This window comes from Streptomyces parvus (assembly GCF_014648875.1).
Taxonomy (GTDB): Bacteria; Actinomycetota; Actinomycetes; order Streptomycetales; family Streptomycetaceae; genus Streptomyces; species Streptomyces parvus.
Window position 1 is genome coordinate 19,400 of sequence record NZ_BMRY01000016.1, and the last position, 25,607, is coordinate 45,006.

Here is a 25,607-nt window from a genome sequence, read left to right on the forward strand (position 1 = left end):
GGGATTGATCGGGGACGGAGGCGGTTGTCATGGCGCAGGGCGAGGTGCTCGCGTTCGAGGACTACGTACGCACACGGCAGGACGCGCTGCTGCGCAGTGCGCGCCGGCTTGTCCCCGACCCCGTCGATGCCCAGGACCTGCTCCAGACCGCCCTGGTGCGCACGTACGGCCGCTGGGACGGCATCGCCGACAAGTCCCTGGCCGACGCCTATCTGCGCCGCGTCATGATCAACACCCGTACGGAGTGGTGGCGGGCGCGCAAGCTCGAAGAGGTTCCGACCGAGCAGCTGCCCGACGCGAGCGTCGACGACGGCAGCGAGCAGCGCGCCGACCGCGCCCTGCTGATGGACATCCTCGGGATTCTGGCTCCGAAGCAGCGCAGCGTCGTCGTGCTGCGACACTGGGAGCAGATGAGCACGGAGGAGACGGCCGCGGCGCTCGGCATGTCGGCCGGTACGGTCAAGAGCACGCTGCACCGGGCCCTGGCGCGACTGCGTCAGGAGCTGGAGAGCCGCGAGCTGGACAGTCGCGAGGCGGTCGCCCGGGAGCACCGGGGCCCGAGGGGCGTGACGCCGGCCGCCTCCGCCCGTGTCCCCGCCCAGCGGTCACCGCTCACGTCGGTGCCCGGGGCGAAGGCACACACACCGGCGCAGCGGAACGGGCGTCACGACGAGCGGGGGATGGAGCGGTGCGCGGCCTGAGTGGCAGCAGCAGCGGTGGGGGTGGCGGCCTCGGGGACGGCGACGGGCCGGGGAGACCGGTCCGGACCCGGAGATTCCGGGGCGGTACGGCGGCGAGTGGCACGGCCTTGGCCGGACTCGTCGCCTTCGGGCTGTTCGGCGTCGGCTGCTCCTCGGGCGGCACCGGCACCCGGGACGAGGGTCCCGCCGGCAGTCAGCCGGTCGCCCAGATCACCCCGCGGCCCAGCCCGTCCGGCACGACCCCGCCCGTGCGGCGGGTCGACGCCGTGCGGCTCCTCAAGAGCGACCCCAAGGTGGGCGAGCGGGTCCGGGAGGGGCTCAAGCCCTGCGCGGGCAAGGCCTACCCGATCGACACCTCCTACGGGTCGATGACCGGCGGCCGGACCGCCGACGTGGTGGTCAACGTGATGAGCTGCGCCGACTCGGTGAGCGTCGGGACGTATGTGTACCGGGCGGACGACGACGGCTCGTACAAGAACGTCTTCGCCGCCGAGGTCCCCGCCGTCTACGGGACGATCGACCGGGGCGATCTCGTGGTGACGACCCAGGTCTACGGTTCGAAGGACCCGCTGGCGTCCCCGTCCGGCTCGGAAGTGGTCACCTACCGTTGGGCGAGCGACCGCTTCACCGAGCACGACCGGGTGCACAACGACTTCAGCCGGGCCGTCGAGGGTACGGACGGCGACCTGCCCGTGCAGTCGGAACCGGTGGAGCCGGAGCCGGCGGACGAACCGGCGCAGCCGGGCAGAAACTGACACCGGGCAGGAACGGAAAGCGAGAAGCAGCCCCATGGCCGAGACCCACGTCCTCTTCGTCGAGGACGACGACGTCATCCGCGAGGCCACCCAGCTCGCTCTGGAGCGGGTCGGTTTCACGGTCACCGCGATGCCCGACGGGCTCTCCGGTCTGGAGGCGTTCCGCGCCGACCGGCCGGACATCGCCCTGCTCGACGTGATGGTGCCGGGCCTGGACGGGGTGAGCCTGTGCCGCCGTATCCGGGACGAGTCGACCGTACCGGTGATCATGCTCTCGGCGCGGGCCGACTCGATCGACGTGGTGCTCGGCCTGGAGGCCGGCGCCGACGACTACGTCACCAAGCCCTTCGACGGGGCGGTCCTGGTCGCCCGTATCCGGGCGGTGCTGCGCCGCTTCGGCCACGCGGCCGGACCGGACGGCGGAGGGCCGGGCGGTACGGAGGCGGAGGACGAGGCGCTCGGCGGGGTGCTGGTCTTCGGCGATCTGGAGGTCGACACGGACGGCATGGAGGTGCGGCGCGCCGGTGAGCAGGTGGCACTGACGCCCACCGAGATGCGGCTGCTGCTGGAGTTCTCGTCGGCGCCGGGCACGGTCCTGTCCCGCGACCGGCTGCTGGAGCGGGTCTGGGACTACGGCTGGGGCGGGGACACCCGGGTCGTGGACGTCCATGTCCAGCGGCTGCGCACCAAGATCGGCCAGGACCGGATCGACACGGTCCGCGGCTTCGGCTACAAGCTGCGCGGATGAGCGGGCCACAGGGGCGGCTCAGGCGGCCACCGACCGGGCGGCAGGGACGAGCACAGACGGAGCGGCGGGGACGGGCACGAACGGAGCGGCCGGGGCAGGCACAGATGGAGCGGCCGGTGGTGGGCCCATGAAGCGGCTGGCCCTGCGGACCGGTGTCCGCTGGAAGATCAGCATCGCCATCGCGGCGGTCGGCGCGCTCATCGCGGTGGCGCTGAGCCTCGTGGTGCACAACGCGGCCCGCGTCTCGATGATCGAGAACGCCCGCGAGGTGCAGCTGGAACGGCTGCTGGGCGCCCAGCGGTTCTACGAGGCGACGAACATGCAGAAGGGCGGCCCGAAGTTCGGGGCGAAGCTCAACGACCCGACGATGCCGCAGAGCCTGCGCGACGAGGTGCGCAAGAACCGCCGGGCCACCCATGTCGAGCAGGGGGCCGACGGGGTCCCCGAGGTCTGGGCGGCGGTGCCGCTGCCGGGCGGGAACGTCCTGTCGCTGCACACCCGGTTCGCGGACCGGTCCGCCACGATCATGGACGATCTGGACCGGGCCCTGATCATCGGCTCGGTCTCGGTGGTCTTCGGCGGCTGCGCGCTCGGGGTGCTCATCGGCGGCCAGCTCTCGCGCCGGCTGCGCAAGGCGGCGGCCGCGGCGGGCCGGGTCGCCCAGGGGCAGACGGACGTACGGGTCAGGGAGGCCGTCGGCGGGGTCGTCCGCGACGAGACGGACGAGCTGGCGCGGGCGGTCGACGCGCTGACCGACGCCCTCAACGAGCGGATCGAGGCGGAGCGCCGGGTCACCGCGGACATCGCCCATGAGCTGCGTACCCCGGTCACCGGGCTGCTCACGGCGGCCGAGCTGCTGCCGCCGGGCCGCCCCACCGAGCTGGTACGGGACCGGGCCCAGGCGATGCGGACGCTGGTCGAGGACGTCCTGGAGGTGGCCCGTCTGGACAGTGCCTCGGAGCGGGCGGAGCTCCAGGAACTGCCGCTCGGGGAGTTCGTCAGCCGGCGGATCGGGCTGCTGAACCCCGATGTGACCGTGCGGGTGATCCATGAGTCATGGGTCTCCACCGATCCGCGCCGGCTGGAGCGCATCCTCGGCAATCTGCTCGGGAACGCCGCCAAGCACGGCTCGGCCCCGGTGGAGGTCTCGGTCGAGGGCCGGGTGGTCCGGGTCCGCGACCACGGTCCGGGGTTCCCGGAGGAGCTGCTGCGGGACGGGCCGAGCCGGTTCCGTACCGGAAGCGTGGACCGGGCCGGGCACGGGCACGGGCTCGGGCTGACGATCGCGGCGGGCCAGGCACGGGTGCTCGGGGCCCGGCTGACCTTCCGGAACGCGGCGCCCTCGGGTGCGGCGGAGGGCACGGGCGGGGCGATCGCGGTGCTGTGGCTGCCGGAGCACGCGCCGACGGTGACGGGGAGCTTCCCGGTACTGCGGATGGCGGACCAGCGGCAGCCGTCGGACTGAGCGGCACCGCGTGACCGGACGGCGGAACGCCGACGGCGACCCCGAGGAGTGAGCCGTGAGGCTGTCCTCGACGTCGCCGTCGGTCGGGTGACCCGGGCGCACGCCCCGGGTACCGGGGTGTAACGGGTCCACTGAACGCTCTTCGGTTGTGCTGCGCGGCCGCCGGGTGCCGTGCGGCGCTGGGCGCGCCTGGTCTCCGGCCGATGGGCCGCGCGGTTACGCCGGCCGGATCAGATGGAGACGTGCACCGAGCGGAGGAACGCGGCCGGGTTCAGCGCCGAGCCGTAGTTCGGGGTGGTGCGGATCTCGAAGTGCAGGTGCGGGCCGCTGGAGTTGCCGGTGTTGCCGGACAGGGCGATCTTCTGGCCCGTCTTGACCTGCTGGCCGATCTTCACGTTGACCTTCGACAGGTGCGCGTACTGCGAGTACTTGCCGTTGGAGTGCTTGATCACGACGGCGTTGCCGTACGCGGGGCCGTCACCGGCGCCGTTCGGGCCGGCCTTCACGACGGTGCCCTTGTGGGCGGCCACGACGTCGGTGCCGATCGGCACGGCGAAGTCCTGGCCGGAGTGCTTGGCGGCCCAGCGGGCGCCGCCGGTGCCGTAGCTGGCGGTCAGCTTGTACTTCTTGACCGGGGCCTTCCAGGAGGCGGCGTTCTTCTTCGCGGCCTTCTTCTTGTCCTCGGCCTTCTTCTTGGCGTCGGAGGCCTTCTTCGCGGCCGTCTTCTTCGCCGCGTCCGCGGCCTTGGCCTGCGCGGCCGCCTGCTGGGCGACCGAGTCGGCGGTCGTGCTCGCGGCAAGGGGGGCAGCGGCGGCGGTGCCGCTGGAGGCGAACGCCGTTCCGGCACCCAGCACCACGGTCGCCCCCAGGCCGGCGGCCAGGACGGCGCCACGGACGCGGAAGGCGGACGGGCGGATGGTGTGCTGGTTCGTTGCGCGCTTCATACGAGGAAGTCCTCCGAAGGTGAGTGGACCCGGCGTGCTGTCCGGGCTTGCTCAACCTTGGTAACCCGCCCCCCGGCCGATGCTCAAACACCCCATCTACGAAGAAAAGCCGTAGAGAGGGTGGGGGGAATTGACCGAGGTTGTCCCTCCGCGAGGGGTCGGCGCGGGCCACGAAATCCTTCGCGCGAAAGACGTTTAACGCCTGTTCCATGGGGCTTTTTCCGGACATGGCACCGCGAAACGGCCGTATCGCCCAGAACCTAGGAAGGGCCTGGAGACGCCGGGCCGAAGGTCCCGCGGCCGATCACGGCCCCTTCTACGGGCCCGGATAGTAGGCCTGTTTCGGCCTGTGCGCCTTGTCACCGCCGGTGGGACCTAAGTCCTTCCGATTCGGGACCTTCGGCCCGCTACTTCACTACGCTGACGGGAAAGCGGCACCGCACCCCCGGGGGACCCCAATGACGGCCGAGAACACCCACGCGCTGGACGGCATCGAGCTCGCGGACGCCGTGGCGTCCATCCGCAACCAGCTCATCGACGCGGCGTCCCGGGCCACGGACCACCCCGTGTCCTTCGCGGTCGGCGACATCCAGATGGAGTTCACCCTCGAACTGCGCCGGGAGACGAAGGCGGGCGGCAAGGTGAAGGCCTGGGTGGTCGAGGCGGGCGCGGACGCCGCCCGGGCCACGGGCCGCACGCACAAGGTCGCCTTCACCCTGACCCCGCGCAACGCCGCGACGGGCGAGGCGTGGCAGATCGGTACCGAGGACGACGGGTCGACGGCGGGGTTCGGTGACGGGGCCCTCCGGCCGTGAGCGTCGTGCCCCTGGCCGACCGTACGGTCGTCGTCTCCGCGATCCAGCAGGGCAGCGGCGTCCTGATCGCCGACCGGCTGGTCCTCACCTGCGCCCACGTGGTCAAGTCCGGGTCCGTTCTCGTCGCCCACCCCGCGCTCACGGACCGGGTACGGGCCACCGTCGCCTGGATCGACTACGAACTGGACGTGGCCCTGCTGGAGACCGTCGAGCCGGTGCGCCCGGTCCCGCCCGTGCGGCTCGGGGTGGTCGACACGCGCCAGGCGATACCCGACTGCGAGATCACCGGTTTCCCCCGCGTCCAGCGGTACGGCCCCGACCGGCGGCTGGAGGCGGACCAGTACACGGCGACCGTCCTGCCCCTGGCGGGCCGGGTCCGCGACCTGCTGGTCTGCGACCTCGACGGCCCGCCCGCCGCCCGCCCGGACGACGAGCCGGCCGCCCTCTCCGGGCTCTCCGGCGGCCCGGTCTTCATGGGGGACGTGCTGCTGGGCGTGGCCCGCCAGGTCCCCCGGCAGCGCGACGGCCGCCGGGTCGAGTGCGTGCCGCTCGCGCCGGTCCTCGCCGCGAAACCCTTCCGGCTCGTCTGTGAACGGACCGGGGTCGGCCTGCGCCAGGAACGCGTCCACGGCAGCTTCCCGCGCGACCTGCGGTACGAGGCGGAGTACGCGCAGGCGCTCGGCGTCGCCTACCGCCGTACGAAGATCTTCGGCCTGGACGAGCTGAGCCGCCACGACCGGGAATGGGACCTGGACACCGCCTACCTCAGCCTGGAAGCCCAGGCCCAGGACCGGGCCGCCCCGGGCCCGCCCCTCCCCCGGCGCATCGACGACCTCCTCGCCGACCGCCCCCGGGTGCTGCTCCGGGGCGACGCGGGCGCGGGCAAGACGACGCTGCTGTGGTGGCTGGCCGCCCACGCCTCGGCCCGCACCCTGGGCGACGCGCTGGCCCCGCTGAACGGCCTGGTCCCGTTCGTGGTGCCGCTGCGCACCCTGCGGGCCCGTGGGATGACGTTCCCGGGCCCGGCGGAGCTGTCCACCGCGGCGGACCTGCCGATCGACACGGCCCCCGAGGGCTGGGCGGGCCGGGTCCTGGAGACCGGGCGGGCGCTCTTGCTGGTGGACGGCCTGGACGAGGTGCCGCCGGAGGAGCGCGAGCAGGCGCACACCTGGCTCTCGCGGCTGCTGGCCCGCTATCCGGAGACCCGGTGCGCCGTGACCGTACGGCCGCTCGCGGTCGAGCCGGACTGGCTGCGGTCGGAAGGCTTCACGGAGTTACGTCTGCTGCCGATGCGGAACGAGGACATCCAGGCGTTCGTGGCCTCCTGGCACCGGGCGGCCCGCCTCTCCGAGCACGATGACTCCGAGCGGCTGGACGAGCTGGAACGCGACCTCTCCCGCCAGTTCGACCAGAACCCCACGCTCCGTGACCTGGCGCGTACACCGCTGCTCTGCGCGGTGATCTGCGCCCTGCACCGCCTGCGCGACGGCCTCCTCCCGGAGACCCGCTGGAAGCTCTACCGCTCGGCCCTGGAGATGCTCCTCGGTCACCGCGACGACCGCCGCCGGCTCGGGCAGCCCGAGGGCGTCGGCCTGGAGGTCGAGGAGCACACGCAGCTCCTCCAGCGGATCGCGGTGTGGCTGGTCCGTGAGGGCCAGTCGGAGTTCACCCGGCCCCAGGCCCTGCGCCAGCTCCGGCGCGCCCTGGCCGGGATGGAGCGGGTCAGCGTCCAGGGCCCGCCGGAGAAGATCCTCACCCATCTGCTCAACCGCAGCGGCCTGCTCCAGGAGCACGGGGACGACACCTACCAGTTCATCCACCGGACCTTCCAGGACTACCTGGCCGCGAAGGAACTCGTCGAGGACGAGCACCTGGGCGAGCTGCTGCGCCACGCCGACGAGGAGTCCTGGCAGGACGTGGTCCTGCTGGCGGCGGGGCACTGCGGCCGGCGTGAACTGGCCGCGCTGGTGACAGGGCTGCTGGACGCGGGCCGGCAGCACGGAACGGGGACGAGCGGGCGCACCGATCTCCATGTCCTCGCCGCCCTGTGCGCCCAGCACGCGACCTGGCTGGACGGGACGGTACGGGACCAGGTCCGGCGGAGCACGGCGGCGCTGTTCCCGCCGGCCGACGAGGCCCACGTACGCTCGCTGGCCCGGCTGGGACCGGCGGCGCTGGAGTTCCTGCCGGAGCCGCAGGAGGTGACCGGGGAGTCCGACGCCGGGAACACGGCCCGGCTGATCGTACGGATCGGAGGAGCCCTTGCCGTCCCCCGCACTCAGGAGTGGGTACGGGCCCATCCTCAGCTCAGCCAGGTCTTCGTGCACGCGTGGGACCGCTTTCCGCCCGAGGAGTACGCCACCGAGGTCCTGGCCCACTGCGATCTTCAGAACTCCGTTCTCACGGTGAGCGACCTCGGCCGACTGAGGGCACTGCGGCGCCTCCCGGCCCTGTGGGCTCTGTCGCTGTACGGGGACCTGCCCGCGGCGGAGATCGGTGCGGCCATGCGGGGACGCCGGATCAAGGTCATCGGTATCGGGCCGAACGCCCTGCTCACCGAGCTCTCCTGCCTGAGCTCACTCAAGGGGGTCCTGGAGGTGCTGGTCATCACGCGGTGCCCCGCGATCCGGGACCTGACGCCGCTCACCGAACTGGACGAGCTTGGTTCCCTGGCACTGGACATGCAGACGATGCGGCTCGGGGATCTGGCCCCGCTGACCGGCGTTCGCCGTCTGGAGGTTCTCGGCCTGAAGCATCTCGCTGTCGACCGTTTCAGCGAGATCACCGCCCATCCCGGCATCACCCAACTGAACGTGACGAACCGGCATCCGTTCGTGCTGGACCGACTCGACGCCTGGGTAGCGCTCCGCAGCCTTCAGATCTCCGAGACCGTCGCCTTCGACGACACCCTCTCCGCACTGCGGGCCCATCCCCGGATCACCCGCCTCGGCCTCACCGCGTTCCCCTGGGCGCACCAGCCGGACCCGGAGCACTACGCCCCTGCCGTCGATCACCTGACCGTGCAGGCCCCTCACCACGGCAAGGACATGGGCATGTTGCGGAAGCTCTTCCCCGGAGTCACCAACCTCATCGTGGACGCTTCTGAACGGCGCGTACTGGATCTCACGTCCCTGCACACCTGGCCGAACCTTCGAGTGCAGGTGACCGGGCTGGGGGAATCCCGGCTCATCGGGGCGGAGGAACTGGGCGACCGGCTCACCGTCGGTCCCTACTGATCCGGGAACACGAAAAGGGGCTGCCCCGGACCGGTACGGATACCGATTCCGGGGCAGCCCCTCAAGCGCGCTCGGGCTGATGCCCTACCTGCGCGTCACGCGTCCTTCGTCAGGTTCGGGCCGGCGCCGCCTGCCGCCTGCTCGATCGGGGGGACGTCGGGCAGAGCCGACTTCTCCTCGCCGCGGAAGGTGAACGTCTTGTCGTCGCCCTCGCCCTCCGTGCCCACGACCACGATGTGACCGGGACGCAGCTCGCCGAAGAGGATCTTCTCGGAGAGGACGTCCTCGATCTGCCGCTGGATCGTCCGGCGCAGCGGCCGGGCGCCCATCACGGGGTCGTAGCCCTTCTTCGCGAGCAGCGTCTTGGCCTCGCCGCTGAGCTCGATGCCCATGTCGCGGTCCTTGAGACGCTCGTCGACCTTGGCGAGCATGAGGTCGACGATCTGGATGATGTCTTCCTCGGTCAGCTGGTGGAAGACCACCGTGTCGTCGACACGGTTGAGGAATTCCGGCCGGAAGTGCTGCTTGAGCTCTTCGTTGACCTTGACCTTCATGCGCTCGTAGTTGGTCTTGACGTCGCCCTGGGCGGCGAAGCCCAGGTTGAAGCCCTTGGAGATGTCCCGGGTCCCGAGGTTGGTCGTCATGATGATGACCGTGTTCTTGAAGTCCACGACCCGACCCTGGGAGTCGGTCAGGCGACCGTCCTCCAGAATCTGGAGCAGGGAATTGAAGATATCGGGGTGGGCCTTCTCGACCTCGTCGAAGAGGACGACGGAGAACGGCTTGCGGCGCACCTTCTCGGTGAGCTGGCCGCCCTCCTCGTAGCCCACGTAACCGGGGGGCGAACCGAAGAGGCGGGAAACCGTGTGCTTCTCGCTGAACTCCGACATGTCGAGGGAGATCAGCGCGTCCTCGTCGCCGAAGAGGAATTCGGCGAGCGTCTTGGACAGCTCCGTCTTACCGACACCGGACGGGCCGGCGAAGATGAACGAGCCACCGGGGCGCTTCGGGTCCTTCAGGCCGGCTCGCGTACGGCGGATCGCCTGCGAGAGGGCCTTGATGGCGTCCTTCTGGCCGATGACGCGCTTGTGGAGCTCGTCCTCCATGCGCAGCAGACGGGAGGACTCCTCCTCCGTCAGCTTGAAGACCGGGATGCCGGTGGCGGTGGCCAGGACCTCGGCGATCAGCTCGCCGTCGACCTCGGCGACGACGTCCATGTCGCCGGCCTTCCACTCCTTCTCCCGCTTGGCCTTCGCCGCCAGCAGCTGCTTCTCCTTGTCGCGGAGGGAAGCCGCCTTCTCGAAGTCCTGGGAGTCGATGGCCGACTCCTTGTCGCGGCGGACACCCGCGATCTTCTCGTCGAACTCGCGGAGGTCCGGCGGCGCGGTCATCCGGCGGATGCGCATCCGGGAGCCGGCCTCGTCGATCAGGTCGATCGCCTTGTCCGGCAGGAAGCGGTCCGAGATGTACCGGTCGGCCAGGGTCGCGGCCTGGACGAGGGCCTCGTCCGTGATGGAGACCCGGTGGTGGGCCTCGTAACGGTCGCGCAGACCCTTGAGGATCTCGATGGTGTGCGGCAGCGACGGCTCCGCGACCTGGATGGGCTGGAAGCGGCGCTCAAGAGCGGCGTCCTTCTCCAGGTGCTTGCGGTACTCGTCGAGCGTCGTGGCACCGATGGTCTGGAGCTCGCCTCGCGCCAGCATGGGCTTGAGGATGCTCGCCGCGTCGATCGCGCCCTCGGCGGCACCCGCACCGACCAGGGTGTGGAGCTCGTCGATGAACAGGATGATGTCGCCGCGGGTGCGGATCTCCTTGAGGACCTTCTTCAGGCGCTCCTCGAAGTCACCCCGGTATCGCGAACCGGCGACCAGGGCGCCGAGGTCCAGGGTGTAGAGGTGCTTGTCCTTGAGGGTCTCGGGCACCTCGCCCTTGACGATCGCCTGGGCCAGGCCCTCGACGACCGCCGTCTTGCCGACACCGGGCTCGCCGATCAGGACGGGGTTGTTCTTGGTACGGCGGGACAGCACCTGCATGACCCGCTCGATCTCCTTCTCGCGCCCGATGACCGGGTCGAGCTTGGACTCACGAGCGGCCTGGGTGAGATTCCGGCCGAACTGGTCGAGCACCAGGGACGTGGAGGGCGTGCCCTCGGCGGGGCCGCCCGCGGCCGCCGTCTCCTTGCCGCCCGAGTACCCGGAAAGCAGCTGGATGACCTGCTGCCGGACCCGGTTCAGGTCGGCGCCCAGCTTCACGAGGACCTGGGCGGCGACGCCCTCGCCCTCGCGGATCAGGCCGAGCAGGATGTGCTCGGTGCCGATGTAGTTGTGGCCCAGCTGAAGGGCCTCGCGGAGCGACAGCTCCAGGACCTTCTTGGCTCGCGGGGTGAAGGGGATGTGCCCGGAAGGAGCCTGCTGCCCCTGCCCGATGATCTCCTCCACCTGCTGGCGGACCGCCTCGAGCGAAATCCCGAGGCTCTCCAGGGCCTTAGCGGCGACACCCTCACCCTCGTGGATCAGGCCCAGGAGGATGTGCTCGGTGCCGATGTAGTTGTGGTTGAGCATCCGGGCTTCTTCCTGAGCCAGGACGACAACCCGCCGCGCGCGGTCGGTGAACCTCTCGAACATCGTTAATCGCTCCTCAGAGCGGTCGGTCAGTGAGGGGTCGGTCCCCTCCCAGTCCTTCCGCATGCTAGTCCCGCAGGACGGGACAGCTCATTCCAACTGCCGACATCCGTCCGGATCACCCCGCGCCGGGCGGGGATTCTTACTGCCGAACAGCTGACAACTGCTCCAACCCGATGGTGCGAGACGATGTTCCCGCAGGCCAGGCAGATACCCCTTTCGCCAGTACGCCGATGGCGAACGTGAGACGCCTCGGCCAGCGTGTCGCCCCTTCCCACTAGGAAAGTCTTACCCGCAATCACTGACAGTCCATGCGGCGCGCCCCGGTTCCCTCCGCTACGGGCGAACATCCTTGCGCCGCCCAACGCTCCCGAGCGCCCCCTCGGCGGGGACACGGAGTGATCGCACGCGGACTTTCCGTAACTCCGGGGGTGGTTCGGCGGTTCATCGGACATGACCCGCACCGTCCCGCAGCCACGGTCGTCGCCCGATGCCGCTCCTGGTTCCGCCGATGCCGCTCTCGCCCGGCGGTACGCGCGAGAGCTGGGCTGGACCACCGCGGGGCGGGATCCGCTGCACCTGCTCACCGGGGAGTCCTTCGATGTGCTGGAGCTGCCCGCCGAGGCAGGTCACGCCGTGCTGCGGCGCGGTGTGCGCACCGGTCCGGTGCTGCTGTCCGGTACGCGCATGGGGCTGCTGGTCGCCGCGGGCGGCGCCGATGAGCTGCCGGGGCTGCTCGACTGGCTGGAGTGGGGTCCGCTCACGCCGGACCTGACCGCCGTGGGCGCGGGAGGCCGGGTCACGGCCCCGCCTCTCCCGGGCTCCCCGGGGGACTCGACGGGGGCCGCCGTGTGGCTGCGGCCCCCAGAGCCGAGGCGTGCGCCCGGGCCGGCGCTGCCGGCCCTCGCAGGCTTCGGGAGCAGTGGTGGGGATGCCCCCGATCTCGTACGCCTGGTGGACGCGGCGGCCACGGAATGCCATCGGGTCCGGTTGTCACACGCCCGTTCCGGCGTGCCGACAGGGGTGCTGACAAGGGGTTCGGCGGATCAGCCGTTGGCCTTCTCGTAAGCCTCACGGATCTCGGCGGGAACGCGGCCGCGGTCATTCACATTGTGGCCGTTCTCCCGGGCCCACCGGCGGATTTCCGCGGTGTCCTTGTTACCGCCGGCGGCGGCGCGGCCCTTGCCGCGGCCCGTGGCGGCCCGGCCACCGGTGCGACGTCCACCCTTGGTGTAGGGCTCGAGAAGGCCGCGAAGCTTGTCCGCGTTGGCCGTGGTGAGGTCGATCTCGTACGTCTTGCCGTCGAGGGCGAACGTGACGGTCTCGTCAGCCTCGACACCGTCGAGGTCATCGACAAGAAGGACCTGAACCTTCTGTGCCACGGGATTTCCTTTCATCGAAAATGGAGTACGCGGAAAGGAAACCGCTTTTCCCCGGAAAACACAAACCCTCGGGAGAGGTTCAGGGGGCCGCGAAGACGGGAAACGTGCGCGATTCGGACATAGGGATGCAGGCCCTTCTGCCGATCACAGGTGCAGAAGCATCCGGCTGTTGCCCAAGGTGTTCGGCTTCACTCGTTCGAGACCGAGGAACTCCGCGACACCCTCGTCGTAGGAACGCAGCAGCTCACTGTAGACATCGGTGTCGACGGGCGTCTCTCCGATCTCGACGAAGCCGTGCTTGGCGAAGAAGTCCACTTCGAAGGTGAGACAGAAAACCCTGCGGACACCGAGCCATCGCGCGGTCTGCAAGAGCTTCTCCAGCACCTGGTGCCCGACTCCGGCGCCCTTCATGCGGGGATCGACGGCAAGGGTCCGCACCTCTGCCAGGTCTTCCCACATGACATGAAGTGCGCCGCAGCCGATGACGGTCGCGTCCTCGTCGCGTTCCGCGACCCAGAACTCCTGGATGTCCTCGTAAAGGGTGACGGTCGCTTTGTCGAGCAGGATGCCCCCGGACACGTACCCGTCGAGGAGTCGTCGTACCGACCCGACATCACTCGTCCTGGCCCGCCGGACGGTGATGGCGGGCTTATTTACCGACGGGTCGGTATGGAGTTCGGTTTCCGGATCGCTTTGCGGCTGCTCTGAGGACATGCCCCGACGCTATCGCCCGCTGTCCGGCGTCGCGTCATCGGTCGGGGAGCCATCTCCGGCGGCACCGGCGGCAGGTTCCGCGGGGTTGGCCGGGGCGGTTTCGGCAGTCGGGCCGGGGGTGGTTTCCGTGAGATTGGGGGAAACCATACGAACAGCGTCCTGCAGCGCTTCGCGCTGCTCGGCGGACATCATGCCGAAGAACGCGACAAGCGCTGCGGCGGGGTTGTCGCTCTGTGACCAGGCTTCGTTCATCAGTGCGGCCGAGTAGGCGGCCCGGGTGGAGACGGCCGTATATCGATAGGCGCGGCCGTCGACTTCCCTGCGGACCCAGCCCTTCTGATGGAGATTGTCCATTACCGTCATCACGGTCGTGTAGGCGATGGACCGTTCCTGCTGCAGGTCCTCAAGGACTTCCCGCACCGTGACCGGCCGGTTCCATTGCCAGACGCGCGTCATCACGGCGTCTTCGAGGTCTCCCAATCGACGGGGCACGCGATCACTTTAGTGCTAGATGTCCTGAATGTTCTGCTCTTTGGGCAGCAAAAAGCGCACGGCTCTCGCGAGTCGTGCGCTCAGGGGCGCGCGCCGGGAAGACGCGGGGCGAGTGGTTCCGCTCCCGCGGTCAGGCATTCTCCGGACGAGCGGTCTGCTTTGCGGATTCCGCGCGGGCGATCGCCGCGTCGACCGCGTCGTCCTCCTTGGTCTTGTTAGGACCACCCTGGCTCTTCACGATGGTCACGATCACGGTGACGAAGAAGACGGCCATCACCACGGGGGGCACGAGCGCGGATACGTAGTCCATGCCGTCCAGAGTAGCGAGCCGGAAACGGCCCGACGCGGCGACCTCCCGGTGGAGGGCGCCGCGTCGGGGAAACACGGGAGGGTCAGCCGGCCGCCCGCTCCTCGGACGGGGGCGGCGCGGGCCGCCGACGCGGCGGGAAGACCTCGGAGGGCTTGGGCATGGGGCGCTCGCCCGGCTTCTGCGGCTTGTCCGGTGCGGCCGGGGTCCTGGGCCGGTCCGGCTCCCGGGCCGCGGCGCGGCCGCCGGGCAGGGCGAGCAGCCGGCTGCGGGGGCCGGGTGCCGCGGCGCCGGCGGAGCGGCCGGCGAGCCTGGCCCGTACGGAGCGCTCGGCGAGCACCTGACAGCGCTCCAGGAGGGCCGCCGCGAGCGGTCCGCCGCGCAGGGCCCGCAGGGCGGCCAGATCGTCCGGGCGGGGGTCGTAGCCGGCCGCCAGGGCGTCCTGGAGCAGCTCCAGGTAACCGGTGGCGGAGCCGGGGAGGGCGTTGCGGTAGCGGGCGAGGTCGGCGAGGAGGAACGCTCGCAGCCGGCCGGCCTCGCCGACCGCCTCGTCCACGGAGCCCGCGAGCCGCAGGCAGTCCTGGACGTCCTCGTCGGACAGGGGCATGGGGTGGAGGGCGATGGCGAGGGCACGTCGGAGCACCCGCAGCTCGTCCGCGCTGAACGCCATGCCGCCTCGTGAACCGTAGGGCGTGGGCATAACGCGACAATACGTGCTAAATGGACAAAATCCGTTTAACTGGTCGTCGGTGGCGCGGCGCGGCGGAACGGTCCGACAGCCCCCGGCGCCGGGCGTTCCCGCAGGTACGCCGGGGTCCTCTGCGGCTGCCTCTAGGCGCGGGACACGTTCCGCTCGTACACCAGGCGCAGCCCGATGAGTGTCAGCCACGGTTCGTGCTCGTCGATGACGGAGGACTCCCCCAACACCATCGGAGCAAGGCCGCCCGTCGCGATGACGGTGACGTCGTCCGGGTCGGCGGCCAGTTCCTTCTTCATCCGGGCCACCACCCCGTCGACCTGGCCCGCGAAGCCGTAGACGATGCCGGACTGCATGGCCTCGACGGTGTTCTTGCCGATCACGCTGCGCGGCCTGGCCAGCTCGATCTTGCGGAGCTGGGCGCCCCGGACGCCGAGCGCCTCGACCGAGATATCGATGCCGGGGGCGATCACGCCGCCCGCGTACTCGCCGCGCGGGGAGACCGCGTCGAAGGTGGTGGCGGTACCGAAGTCGACGACGATCGCCGGGCCCCCGTACAGCTCGACGGCGGCGACCGCGTTGATGATGCGGTCCGCGCCGACCTCCTTGGGGTTGTCCATCAGGATCGGCACGCCCGTCTTGACCCCGGGCTCGACCAGTACGGCGGGGACGTCGCCGTAGTAGCGGCGGGTGACCTCGCGCAGCTCGTGCAGGACCGAGGGGACGGTGGCGCAGATCGCGATGCCCTCGATGCCGTCGCCCAGCTCCATGCCGAGCAGCGGGTGCATGCCCATCAGGCCCTGGAGCAGGACGGCCAGCTCGTCCGCGGTGCGGCGGGCGTCGGTGGAGATCCGCCAGTGCTCGACGATCTCCTCGCCGTCGAACAGGCCGAGGACGGTGTGCGTGTTGCCGACGTCGATGGTGAGCAGCATCAGGCGCCGGCCCCGTCCGCGTCGCGGAAGTCCAGGCCGATGTCGAGGATCGGCGAGGAGTGGGTGAGCGCGCCGACCGCGAGGTAGTCGACGCCCGCGTCCGCGTAGGCGCGCGCCGAGTCGAGGGTGAGGCGGCCCGAGGACTCCAGGATCGCCCGGCCGTCGACCAGGGCGACCGCCTCGGCGGTCTCGGCGGGGGTGAAGTTGTCCAGCAGGATCAGGTCGACGCCCGCGTCCAGTACCTCGCGGACCTGCTCCATCGTGTCGACCTCGACCTCGATGGGCAGCTCGGGGAACTCGGCGCGCACGCGCTTGAACGCCTCCGCGACGCCGCCCGCGGCGATCACGTGGTTGTCCTTGACCAGGGCCGCGTCCGAGAGCGACATCCGGTGGTTGACGCCGCCGCCGCAGCGCACCGCGTACTTCTCCAGGGCGCGCAGGCCCGCCGTCGTCTTGCGGGTGTCGCGGACCTTCGCCTTGGAGCCCTCCAGCACGTCCGCCCAGGCGCGGGTGGCGGTCGCGATGCCGGAGAGGCGGCAGAGCAGGTTCAGCGCGCTGCGCTCGCCGGTGAGCAGGTCGCGGGTGCGGGTGGTGACGGTCAGCAGCTTCTGGCCGGGGACGATCCGGTCGCCGTCCTCGACGTGCCGCTCGACCTCGAACTCCTCGGTGCAGACGATCGACAGGACGGCCTCGGCGACCCGCAGCCCGGCGACCACGCCGGCCTCGCGGGCGGTGAAGTCACCGGTGATCACGGCGTCCTCGGGGACGGTCGCCACGGTCGTGACGTCCACCCCGCCGTCGAGGTCCTCCTCGATCGCCACATGGGCGACGTCCTCGACCTGGACGGGGTCGAGCCCCGCCTCGGCCAGCAGCAGGGCGAGCGCGGGGTCGAGGCCGCACTCCAGGGCGTCGGGGTCGAATCCCTCGTCACCGCCACAGCCGCAGCCGTCGCCGCAGCCGCCTTCCGCGGAGGCGGACGATGCGGGCGCGCCGACGCTGATCAGCGGTACGTCCACGGGAGTGGGGCGCGGATTCTCTTCGGGCGTGCTCACGGTGTCGGCTCCTCGGGGCGTGGCGGGTGGTGCGGGTGCGGCCGGTGCTTCGGGTGGTGCGGGTGTTCTTACGGGTGCTGCCGGTGCTGCGTGTTGCTGGTGCTGCTCCGCGGGTGCGGCGGAGCGGGTGCTTCCAGCAGTCTGCTCAATCCGACGGGCGTACGGGCGGGAATGCGGCGGTCTCCGTGCGGTGGACGACCGGGGTGCGGTCGGGCGCGATGCGGACGACCAGGTGGTGGCGGCCGTGGGCGTCGTCGCGGTCGGGCCGGTCCTCGCGCCAGTGGCAGCCGCGGGTCTCCTCGCGGTCCCCGGCGGCGGCGACCAGGACCCGGGAGACCAGGAGCAGGTTGGTGACCTCCCAGGCGTCGACCCCGGGGACGACCGCCTTGGCTCCGTCCGTCTCCGCGTCGGCGGCGGCCTCCCGGTGGAGGGCCTCCAGCTCCTCGGCCGCGGTGGCCAGGGAGTCGGCGGAGCGCAGGACTCCGGCGCCCCGGGTCATCGTGCGCTGGATCGCCGTACGGGCCTCGGGGGCCAGCAGCGGGACGAGGTCGTCCGCGTCGCGGGAGGCCTCGGCCGGTTCGGTGCGGGGCGGGCGGACCTCGGCGATGTCGGCGGCGATGCGCTCGGCGAAGACCAGGCCCTCGAGGAGGGAGTTGGACGCGAGCCGGTTGGCCCCGTGCACTCCGGTGCAGGCGACCTCGCCGCAGGCGTACAGGCCGGGGACGGTCGTGCGGCCCCGCAGGTCGGTGCGGACGCCGCCGGAGGCGTAGTGCGCGGCCGGGGCGACCGGGATCGGCTCGGTCACCGGGTCGATGCCGTGCGACCGGCAGGCGGCCAGGATGGTGGGGAAGCGCTGCTCCCACATGGCCGCCCCGAAGTGCCGGGCGTCCAGATACATGTGCTCGGTGCCCTTTTCGTGCATCCGGCGCGTGATGCCCTTGGCGACGATGTCGCGCGGCGCCAGCTCGGCCAGTTCGTGCTGTCCGAGCATGAAGCGGACGCCGTCGGCGTCGACGAGATGCGCGCCCTCGCCCCGTACGGCTTCGGAGACCAGCGGCTGCTGGCCCTCGGAGTCCGCGCCGAGGAACAGGACCGTGGGGTGGAACTGGACGAACTCCAGGTCGGAGACCTCCGCCCCGGCGCGCAGGGCGAGCGCGACGCCGTCGCCGGTGGAGACCGACGGGTTGGTGGTGGCGGAGAAGACCTGGCCCATGCCGCCGGTGGCGAGAACCACCGAGGGGGCCCGGACCGCGCCGACGCCGTCGTGCTGCCCCTCGCCCATGACGTGCAGCGAGACACCCGCCGTACGGCCTTCGGCGTCCGTGAGCAGGTCCAGGACGAGGGCGTTCTCGATGGTGTGCAGGGCGGCTTCACGGACCGCCTCGACCAGGGCACGGGAGATCTCCGCTCCGGTGGCGTCGCCGCCCGCGTGGGCGATGCGGCGGCGGTGGTGGCCGCCCTCGCGGGTGAGCGCGATGTCGCCGCTGTCCGTGGTGTCGAAGTGGGCGCCGGTGGTGATCAGCCGGCGTACGGCGTCGGGGCCCTCGGTGACCAGGGTGCGCACGGCCTCCTCGTCGCAGAGGCCCGCGCCCGCGACGAGGGTGTCGTCGAGGTGCTGCTCGGGGGTGTCGCCCTCGCCGAGCGCCGCGGCGATGCCGCCCTGGGCCCAGCGGGTCGAGCCGGCCTCCAGCCGGGCCTTGGTGACGACGACGGTGTCCAGGCCGGCGGCCGCGCACCGCAGGGCGGCGGTGAGCCCGGCGACGCCGGAGCCGACCACCACGACGTCCGCGTCGATGGCCCAGCCGGGGGCGGGGGCGGTCAGCCGTATTCCGGTCACGTCAGGGCTCCGAAGGTGAGGGGGATGTTGTCGATGAGGCGGGTGTTCCCGACCCGGGCCGCGACGGCGAGGATCGCCTCACCGCTCTCGCGGTCGTCCGGGATCTCGGTGAAGTCCGCCGGGTCCACCAGGGCCAGATAGTCAAGGACGAGCGGAACCCGGTCGCGGGCGGCGGCGTCGTCCAGGATCGTCCGGGCGGCGGCGCGGACGGCGGCGGGCGCCCCGCCCGGCCGGACCAGCGCCACGGCCTGGGCGTCGGCGGCGGCCCGGGCCTCGCCGAGCTTGTTGAGCCCGGCGGCCCGGTCACCGCCGGGCGCGGTGGCCTTGGCCCGCTCGTGCAGGGCCTGCTGGGCGGCGAGCCGGTCCTGGGCGGCGAACAGCGCGCGGGGCAGGGCGAGGGCGGTGTGCCGCTCCTGCGGGGAGAGGAACCGGTTGCGGCTGGAGAGCGCGAGGCCGTCCTCGTCCCGCACGGTGGGGACGCCGGTGATCCGGACGCCGAAGTTCAGATCCCGGACCATGCGGCGGATCAGGGCGAGCTGCTGGGCGTCCTTCTGCCCGTAGAGCGCCTCGTCGGGGCGGGTGAGGTGGAGGAGCTTGGCGACGACGGTGAGCATCCCGTCGAAGTGGCCGGGGCGGGACGCGCCTTCGAGGCGCTCGCCCATGGGGCCCGCGGTGATCCGGACCTGGGGCTCGCCGCCCGGATAGACCTCGTCGACACCGGGGGCGAAGACCGCGTCGGCGCCCGCGGCGGCGGCGGTCTCCAGGTCGGCGTCCAGGGTGCGCGGATAGCGGTCCAGGTCGGCGGCCTCGCCGAACTGGAGCGGGTTCACGAAGACCGTGACCACGACCTGCCCGTCGGGGCCTGCCGCATCCCGGGCCGCGCGGATCAGGGTTGCGTGGCCGTCGTGCAGGGCGCCCATCGTCATGACGACGGCCCGCTCGGCCCCGGCGGGGCGGGGCAGCGCGTCCAGTTCGGCGGCGGTGCGCAGGAGGGTGGTCCGCAGCGTGCGCGTCATCGGGTCTCCCCCGGTCCGGGGCCGCCGGGGCGGCGCTCCTGGTCGGCCAGGACGACGAGGAGGTCCTCGGCCAGCTCGGCCTTGAGCAGGCCGTGGGCGAGCGCCCGGTCGGCCGTGGTGCGGGCCATCGCGACATATCCGGCCACGGCCTGCGGGGCGTGGGCGCGCAGCTCACCGATGTGGGCGGCGACCGTGCCCGCGTCCCCGCGGGCGACCGGGCCGGTCAGCGCGGCGTCGCCGGAACGCAGGGCGTTGTCCAGGGCGGCGCCGAGCAGCGGGCCGAGCATCCGGTCGGGGGCGGCGACCCCGGCCTTGGTCAGCAGCTCCATCGACTGGGCGACCAGGGTGACCAGGTGGTTCGCGCCCAGCGCGAGGGCCGCGTGGTAGAGCGGGCGTGCCTCCTCGGCGATCCACTCGGGCTCGCCGCCCATCTCGATGACGAGGGCCTCGGCCGCGAGCCGCAGCTCCTCGGGGGCGGTGACGCCGAAGGAGCAGCCCGCGAGCCGCTGGACGTCGACGGCGGTGCCGGTGAACGTCATCGCGGGGTGCAGCGCGAGCGGCAGCGCCCCGGCCCGCAGCGCGGGGTCCAGCACGCGTGCCCCGTACCGACCGGAGGTGTGGACGAGGAGCTGGCCCGGCCGTACGGCGCCGGTCTCGACGAGGCCCTCGACCAGCGTCGGCAGCACGTCGTCGGGGACGGTCAGGAGCACCAGCTCGGCGCGGGCCAGCACCTCGGCGGGCTCCACCAGGGGCACGTCGGGGAGCAGCGCCGCGGCGCGGCGGCGGGAGGCGTCGGAGACGCCGGACACGGCGACCGGGCGGTGCCCGGCGAGCTGGAGCGACGCGGCGAGGGCGGGTCCGACCCGGCCCGCGCCGACGACGCCGACCGTGAGACGGGCGGGGCGGTCCCTCGCGTCGAGGGGTTCCTTCGAAACTGATGCGTTCACGCGGCGATGGCCTTCCGTTCCAGTCCGCGGGGGGTACCGGACGACTTCTCTGCATGCTACGCCAGCGTTTCGGGGAAGCCCCGCCCCTACCCACAGCCTGTGGATAACTTTCCGGGCGGGATGGGACGCGGCACGGAATACCGCGAGCGCGCCGTCTGAGGTCCGGGTGATGATCGTCCCATGGCGACCATGGATGAGCAGGAGCAGCGGCGGCGCAGGCTGACCGCGTGGCGGGGTGCGCGACGGGTGCTGGCCCGGGTGGGCGCGGACGCCACGCTGGGCGAACGGCTGGCGGCACTGGCCGCCGACGCCCCGTCCGTACACGATCCGGACGACTGCACCGATGTGTACGGCGGCGGGGTCGTCGCCGATCTGGAGCGGCGGACGGCCCGTCTGCTGGGGATGGAGGCGGCGGCGTTCTTCCCGACCGGGACGATGGCCCAGCAGGTGGCGCTGCGGTGCTGGGCGGGCCGTACGGGCAACGCGACGGTGGCGCTGCATCCGCTGTCCCACCCGGAGGTGCACGAGGGCGGGGCGCTGGGCGCGGTGAGCGGGCTGCGCACGGTGCATCCGACGTCGGGGCCGAGGCTGCCGGACGCGGAGGAGATCCGGGAGTTCCCCGAGCCGTTCGGCACGCTGATGCTGGAGCTGCCGTTGCGGGACGCCGGGTTCGTCCTGCCGTCCTGGGAGGAGCTGACGGCGGTGGTGGACGCGGCCCGGGAACGGGACGCGGTGGTCCACTTCGACGGGGCGCGGCTGTGGGAGTGCGGTCCGCACTTCGGGCGCGCGCTGCCGGAGATCGCGGGTCTCGCGGACAGCGTGTACGTGTCCTTCTACAAGTCGCTGGACGGGCTGTCCGGGGCTGTGCTCGCGGGGCCTTCGACGCTGGTGGAGGAGGCGCGGGTGTGGCGTCACCGGTACGGGGGCCAGCTCTTCCAGCAGTTCCCGGCGGCGCTGTCCGCGCTGGTCGGCCTGGAGCGGGAGCTGCCGCGGCTGCCGTCGTACGTGGCCCACGCGAAGGTGGTGGCCGGGGCGCTGGCGGAGGGGTTCGCGGCGGCGGGGGTGCCGTGGTTCCGGGTCCATCCGGAGCCGCCGCACACGCATCAGTTCCAGGTGTGGCTGCCGTACGGGACGGAGGTGCTGGACGAGGCGTCGGTGCGGCAGGCGGAGCAGACGGGGGTGGCCCTGTTCCGGCGCTGGTTCGCGGGGACGGGCGGGGCGGGGCTGCCGCCGGGTGTGTCGTTCACCGAGGTGACGGTGGGGGGTGCGGGGCTGGAGTGGTCGGCGGGGGATGTGCGGGATGCGGTGGCGGGGTTCGTGGGGGTTGTGCGGGGGCTCTCCTAGAGCCGGGGGCTCGCGTAGAGCCGGGGGCTGCCCTGGGGCGGGGGCCTCTTCGGTGCCGGGTCCCCGGGCCTCTGGGTTCCGACCTCAAGCGCCGGACGGGCTGGAAATGTCCGGGCCCCCGTCCAGTGGCCCGGAACCCGGGCCCGGGGTTCCGTCCTCGAACGCCGGACGGGCTGGGTGGGGCGGGTGCGTCAGCCAGTGTCTGTACAGGTCGCGCAGGACCGCGCGGTCGTGGCGGCCCGGGGGTGGCGGCGCGGGCTCCGAGAGCTGGGCCGCGCGGTAGGTGTCGAACATGTGCTGCTGGATGGCGTCCATGCTTTTCAGCCTGCGCGGCTCGTGGCGGGCCCGCGCGTTGATTGACGGCCCCCGTCAATCGGAACGTCGGCCCGGGCCCGTACCCCCACTATGGAGGGGTGAGCGTGCACATAGACATCGCGGGACTCCCCGCCGACCGCGTCGTTTTCGCGACCTCGCCCCTGGCCGAGCTGGGCCTCGCCCTGCACGCCCTCTCCGAGCCCGGCCACCATCCGGGGCTGCACGGCTGGACCACCGCGACCGCGGCGGCCCTGGAGCCCGACCTCGCGGACCGGCTGCTGGAGGCGGAGTTCCTCTGGCGGAACACCTTCGCCGACATCTTCCTGCCGTTCTCCGGGATCCGCGGCGGCGACGGCAGGACCGGGGCGACGCTCGCGGAGGACCTGGACATCCTGGACCGGCTCGACGACGAGCGGTTCGTCGCCGCGGCCACGGAGTTCACCTGCTCCAGCCTGTACGGGAGCGACGCCCCGTCCCCGCTGACGGACCCGGCCATGCGGGCCCGGGCCCTGGACATGGCGACGGCACGCGGCCCGCGCCAGGTGGAGTTCACCAAGCGGCTGCTGGCCGACCCCGTCTCCGTACGCGGATGGATCAGGCGGCTCCTGGAGGACTGCGACCAGGCGTTCTTCGCCGACACCTGGCGGCGGGTCTCCGTCCAGCTGGTCGCCGACGCCCGGCACAAGACGGAGCTGCTGCGCCGCAAGGGGCTGGCCGAAGCGGTCGGGGCGGTCTCCTCGGCCCTGACCCTGGACGAGGAGAGGGAGCGGATCACCGTCGACAAGCTGACCGAGGGCCGGACCACCGCCGTCGCCCCGGAGGTCGGCCTCGGGATCACCCTCGTCCCCACCAGCTTCGGCTGGCCTCATCTGACCGTGCTGCACGCCCACCACTGGCGCCCGGTGATCCACTACCCGGTCCGGCTGCCCGACCTGCCGACGCCCGCCTCCGTGGAGCAGCTCCAGCGCCGGATGGAGGCCCTGGCCCACCCCATGCGGATGCGGCTGTGCCGCAACCTCGCCCGCTCCCCGTACACCACGGGGGAACTGGCCGAATCGCACAGCATCACCGCGCCCGAGGTCTCCCGCCATCTCTCGGTGCTCAAGAAGGCGGGCCTGGTCACCACGCGCCGCCGGGGCCGCTACGTCCTGCACCAGCTGGACCTGACGGTCGTCGCCCGGCTCGGCAGCGACTTCCTGGAGGGCGTCCTGCGCTGAGCCGTCGCCCGCGCCCCGGGCTTCTTCAGCCCGCGCCGCCGCCGGCCCTGACCAGGCCGGTCTCGTAGGCGAGGACGACGACCTGGACCCGGTCGCGGAGGTTCAGCTTGGTGAGGATGCGGCCGACGTGCGTCTTGACCGTGGCCTCGGAGAGTACGAGCCGGGCCGCGATCTCCCCGTTGGACAGGCCCTGGGCGACCAGGAGCATGACTTCCCGTTCGCGTTCGGTGAGCTTGCCGACGTGCTTGTTCTTCGGCTCCTTCTCACCGCTGGGCAGCATCGGCGAGAAGCGGTCGAGCAGCCGGCGGGTGGTGGACGGGGCGACGACCGCGTCGCCGCTGTGCACCGAACGGATCGCGGCGAGCAGCTCGGCGGGCGGCACGTCCTTGAGCATGAAGCCGCTGGCCCCCGCCTTCAGCCCGGAGAAGGCGTACTCGTCGAGGTCGAAGGTGGTCAGGATGAGCACCTTCGGCGGGTTCTGCTGCGCGCAGATCCGGCGGGTCGCCTCGACGCCGTCCAGCCGGGGCATGCGGACGTCCATCAGGACCACGTCGACGGCGGTGGACCGCAGCATCTCGATCGCCTCCGCCCCGTCCCCGGCCTCGGCGACGACCTCCATGTCGGGCTGGGCGGCGAGCACCATCCGGAAACCGGTCCGCAGCAGCACCTGGTCGTCGACGAGCATCACGCGGATGGCCATGGTCATGAGGATCGCGTCCTGTCCTGGGGGGGGGTCGGTTTCCTGGGAAACGGTCGTGGTCGGAGTGGCCGAGGAGGGCGTGGCCCGGTCAGCCCGGGGGTTTCAGCGGCAGCAGGGCGCTGATCCGGAATCCGCCGCCGGGGCGGGGCCCCGCGTCCAGGGTGCCTCCCACCATGCCGACCCGCTCCCGCATCCCGATCATCCCGTGCCCGGCGCCGTCCGCGCCGCCGTCCTCGTACAGCTCGTGCGCCGCGCCCCGGCCGTCGTCCTCGATCAGCAGCCCGAGGCCGTCGTCGAAGTAGACCAGCCGGACGCTGGCCCCGGCGTCGGGCCCGCCGTGCTTGCGGGTGTTGGTCAGGGCTTCCTGCACCACCCGGTACGCGGTCAGCTCCACGCCGCTGGGCAGCGGGCGCGGGGTGCCCTCGACCTTGAAGTCGACCTCCAGGCCGGTCTGCCGCACCTGCGCGACCAGGTCCTCGATCTGTTCGACGTCGGGCTGGGGAACGTACTCCCCGCTCTCCGGGGCGTCACCGGTCCGCAGCACGCCGAGCAGCCGCCGCATCTCCGCGAGCGCCTGGCGGCCGGTGCCGGAGATGGTCTCCAGGGCCTGCTTGGCCTGGTCGGGGGCCGCGTCCATGACATAGGCGGCACCGTCGGCCTGGACGACCATCACCGACACGTTGTGCGCGACGACGTCGTGCAGCTCGCGGGCGATCCGGGCCCGCTCGGCGGCGACGGCGACCTTGGACTGCGCCTCGCGTTCCCGCTCCAGGCGGGCGGCACGCTCCTCCAGCTGGTCGAAGTAGGCGCGCCGGGTCCGCAGCGAGTCCCCGAGCACCCAGGCCAGCACGAACGGCACGGTCATGATGACCGTCACGAAGATCACCTGGGCCCAGGATCCGCCGGGCTCGGCCTCCCACCGCAGCTGTGACAGGGCCGCCGCGCTCAGACTGCAGATCAGAGCGAGCCGGGAGGCCCAGCGCTCCCCGACCGTGGCCACCGTGTAGGTGATCACCAGCATCGCGAAGTTCCCGACGCCCGGCCGGACGTCGAACACCAGCTGGACGACGCCCACCAGGATGGCGAGCAGCAGCATCTTCTCGGGGGCCCTGCGGCGCAGCGCCACGACGGTGGAGAACCCCAGCGCGACCGGGACCGCGACGATCTCCTCGCGTCCGGCGTCGTACATGCCCGAGACCATCGACATGCCGGAGAGCCCGAGGAGGAAGACGGCCCAGAAGACGTCGACGCCCGTCGGGTGTCTGCGGATGAAGTCGTAGAGGCGCTGCACGTGACTAAGCGTAGGGACAGGCGATAGGTGCCCGGGTCAACCGGAGGGTCGATCCGGGTCCTGGGACCGTACTCCCCAA

24 protein-coding genes are annotated in these 25,607 nt (G+C 72.0%); 9 read left to right on the plus strand and 15 right to left on the minus strand.

Translation table 11 applies throughout. From position 1 onward, the window contains the following. The first annotated feature begins 29 nt into the window (after nucleotides 1–29). The 4 genes from IE140_RS33065 to cseC all read left to right on the plus strand — a co-directional run bounded on the left by IE140_RS33065 (nucleotide 30) and on the right by cseC (nucleotide 3,669). Nucleotides 30–701, plus strand: coding sequence for a SigE family RNA polymerase sigma factor (locus IE140_RS33065; RefSeq protein WP_032766500.1), 672 nt, complete (start codon nucleotides 30–32; stop codon nucleotides 699–701). A gap of 107 nt (nucleotides 702–808) precedes the next feature. Beyond that, nucleotides 809–1,456 (plus strand): hypothetical protein, encoded by a 648-nt coding sequence (locus IE140_RS33070; RefSeq protein WP_093441359.1) that lies wholly within the window; start codon nucleotides 809–811, stop codon nucleotides 1,454–1,456. A gap of 34 nt (nucleotides 1,457–1,490) precedes the next feature. Next, nucleotides 1,491–2,204, plus strand: coding sequence for a two-component system response regulator CseB (gene cseB, locus IE140_RS33075; RefSeq protein ID WP_032766497.1), 714 nt, complete (start codon nucleotides 1,491–1,493; stop codon nucleotides 2,202–2,204). 127 nt (nucleotides 2,205–2,331) lie between these two features. Next, nucleotides 2,332–3,669 (plus strand): two-component system sensor histidine kinase CseC, encoded by a 1,338-nt coding sequence (gene cseC, locus IE140_RS33080; protein WP_150194394.1) that lies wholly within the window; start codon nucleotides 2,332–2,334, stop codon nucleotides 3,667–3,669. Nucleotides 3,670–3,899: 230 nt separating this feature from the next. Here the strand turns inward: cseC and IE140_RS33085 are convergent, their stop codons facing one another. Continuing rightward, nucleotides 3,900–4,613: a M23 family metallopeptidase gene (locus tag IE140_RS33085; protein ID WP_032781157.1), complete on the minus strand. Its 714-nt coding sequence runs from the start codon at nucleotides 4,611–4,613 to the stop codon at nucleotides 3,900–3,902. A 458-nt stretch (nucleotides 4,614–5,071) separates the two neighbouring features. On the opposite strand from IE140_RS33085, the gene IE140_RS33090 reads away from it, so the two are divergent. Both IE140_RS33090 and IE140_RS33095 read left to right on the plus strand, forming a co-directional pair. Beyond that, nucleotides 5,072–5,428 (plus strand): trypco2 family protein, encoded by a 357-nt coding sequence (locus IE140_RS33090; RefSeq protein WP_150194395.1) that lies wholly within the window; start codon nucleotides 5,072–5,074, stop codon nucleotides 5,426–5,428. Continuing rightward, nucleotides 5,425–8,664: a serine protease gene (locus IE140_RS33095; protein WP_189460966.1), complete on the plus strand. Its 3,240-nt coding sequence runs from the start codon at nucleotides 5,425–5,427 to the stop codon at nucleotides 8,662–8,664. Before IE140_RS33090 ends, IE140_RS33095 begins: the two co-directional genes overlap by 4 nt. 95 nt (nucleotides 8,665–8,759) lie before the next feature. Here the strand turns inward: IE140_RS33095 and IE140_RS33100 are convergent, their stop codons facing one another. Beyond that, nucleotides 8,760–11,288: an ATP-dependent Clp protease ATP-binding subunit gene (locus tag IE140_RS33100; RefSeq protein ID WP_006125502.1), complete on the minus strand. Its 2,529-nt coding sequence runs from the start codon at nucleotides 11,286–11,288 to the stop codon at nucleotides 8,760–8,762. Nucleotides 11,289–11,738: 450 nt separating this feature from the next. On the opposite strand from IE140_RS33100, the gene IE140_RS33105 reads away from it, so the two are divergent. Then, nucleotides 11,739–12,353 carry an SCO3374 family protein gene (locus tag IE140_RS33105; protein WP_150197184.1) on the plus strand — a complete coding sequence of 205 codons (615 nt, stop codon included), beginning with the start codon at nucleotides 11,739–11,741 and terminating at the stop codon, nucleotides 12,351–12,353. On the opposite strand, the gene IE140_RS33110 is transcribed toward IE140_RS33105, so the two are convergent. From IE140_RS33110 to IE140_RS33155, 10 genes are all read right to left on the minus strand, one after another. Then, entirely contained in the window at nucleotides 12,332–12,667 is a 336-nt protein-coding gene (locus IE140_RS33110) for a histone-like nucleoid-structuring protein Lsr2 (protein ID WP_006125504.1), read from the minus strand. The genes IE140_RS33105 and IE140_RS33110 overlap by 22 nt on opposite strands. Nucleotides 12,668–12,811: 144 nt before the next feature. Next, nucleotides 12,812–13,381 carry an amino-acid N-acetyltransferase gene (locus tag IE140_RS33115; RefSeq protein WP_006125505.1) on the minus strand — a complete coding sequence of 190 codons (570 nt, stop codon included), beginning with the start codon at nucleotides 13,379–13,381 and terminating at the stop codon, nucleotides 12,812–12,814. A gap of 9 nt (nucleotides 13,382–13,390) precedes the next feature. Further along, complete coding sequence (locus IE140_RS33120; RefSeq protein ID WP_032766588.1) at nucleotides 13,391–13,837, minus strand: BlaI/MecI/CopY family transcriptional regulator; 447 nt, start codon at nucleotides 13,835–13,837, stop codon at nucleotides 13,391–13,393. Nucleotides 13,838–14,003: 166 nt separating this feature from the next. Further along, nucleotides 14,004–14,183 (minus strand): hypothetical protein, encoded by a 180-nt coding sequence (locus IE140_RS33125; RefSeq protein ID WP_032766489.1) that lies wholly within the window; start codon nucleotides 14,181–14,183, stop codon nucleotides 14,004–14,006. An 82-nt stretch (nucleotides 14,184–14,265) separates the two neighbouring features. Then, nucleotides 14,266–14,850 carry a hypothetical protein gene (locus tag IE140_RS33130; protein WP_100564760.1) on the minus strand — a complete coding sequence of 195 codons (585 nt, stop codon included), beginning with the start codon at nucleotides 14,848–14,850 and terminating at the stop codon, nucleotides 14,266–14,268. Between the two features lie 161 nt (nucleotides 14,851–15,011). Then, nucleotides 15,012–15,809, minus strand: a complete 798-nt coding sequence (locus IE140_RS33135) for a type III pantothenate kinase (protein ID WP_150197189.1) — start codon at nucleotides 15,807–15,809, stop codon at nucleotides 15,012–15,014. Beyond that, entirely contained in the window at nucleotides 15,809–16,825 is a 1,017-nt protein-coding gene (gene nadC / locus IE140_RS33140) for a carboxylating nicotinate-nucleotide diphosphorylase (protein WP_189460978.1), read from the minus strand. Before nadC ends, IE140_RS33135 begins: the two co-directional genes overlap by 1 nt. Before the next feature lie 181 nt (nucleotides 16,826–17,006). Continuing rightward, nucleotides 17,007–18,698, minus strand: coding sequence for an L-aspartate oxidase (locus tag IE140_RS33145; protein WP_150197192.1), 1,692 nt, complete (start codon nucleotides 18,696–18,698; stop codon nucleotides 17,007–17,009). Then, entirely contained in the window at nucleotides 18,695–19,714 is a 1,020-nt protein-coding gene (gene panC, locus IE140_RS33150; protein WP_150197195.1) for a pantoate--beta-alanine ligase, read from the minus strand. The genes IE140_RS33145 and panC overlap by 4 nt, the downstream gene beginning before the upstream one ends. Next, the gene (locus IE140_RS33155) at nucleotides 19,711–20,661 is read right to left on the minus strand and encodes a Rossmann-like and DUF2520 domain-containing protein (RefSeq protein ID WP_088575927.1); all 951 of its coding nucleotides are present in this window, start codon (nucleotides 20,659–20,661) and stop codon (nucleotides 19,711–19,713) included. Before IE140_RS33155 ends, panC begins: the two co-directional genes overlap by 4 nt. 180 nt (nucleotides 20,662–20,841) lie before the next feature. On the opposite strand from IE140_RS33155, the gene IE140_RS33160 reads away from it, so the two are divergent. Continuing rightward, nucleotides 20,842–22,005 (plus strand): threonine aldolase family protein, encoded by a 1,164-nt coding sequence (locus IE140_RS33160; protein ID WP_189460968.1) that lies wholly within the window; start codon nucleotides 20,842–20,844, stop codon nucleotides 22,003–22,005. A gap of 84 nt (nucleotides 22,006–22,089) precedes the next feature. On the opposite strand, the gene IE140_RS33165 is transcribed toward IE140_RS33160, so the two are convergent. Beyond that, entirely contained in the window at nucleotides 22,090–22,320 is a 231-nt protein-coding gene (locus IE140_RS33165; RefSeq protein WP_093445366.1) for a hypothetical protein, read from the minus strand. Between the two features lie 104 nt (nucleotides 22,321–22,424). Between IE140_RS33165 and IE140_RS33170 the strand changes: the two genes are divergently transcribed. Continuing rightward, entirely contained in the window at nucleotides 22,425–23,537 is a 1,113-nt protein-coding gene (locus IE140_RS33170) for a DUF5937 family protein (RefSeq protein ID WP_032766472.1), read from the plus strand. A gap of 25 nt (nucleotides 23,538–23,562) precedes the next feature. Here IE140_RS33170 and IE140_RS33175 read toward each other — a convergent pair whose 3' ends face one another. After that, complete coding sequence (locus tag IE140_RS33175) at nucleotides 23,563–24,237, minus strand: response regulator transcription factor (protein WP_093445390.1); 675 nt, start codon at nucleotides 24,235–24,237, stop codon at nucleotides 23,563–23,565. A gap of 88 nt (nucleotides 24,238–24,325) precedes the next feature. Then, nucleotides 24,326–25,528 (minus strand): sensor histidine kinase, encoded by a 1,203-nt coding sequence (locus IE140_RS33180; RefSeq protein ID WP_093445364.1) that lies wholly within the window; start codon nucleotides 25,526–25,528, stop codon nucleotides 24,326–24,328. Nucleotides 25,529–25,607 lie beyond the last annotated feature (79 nt).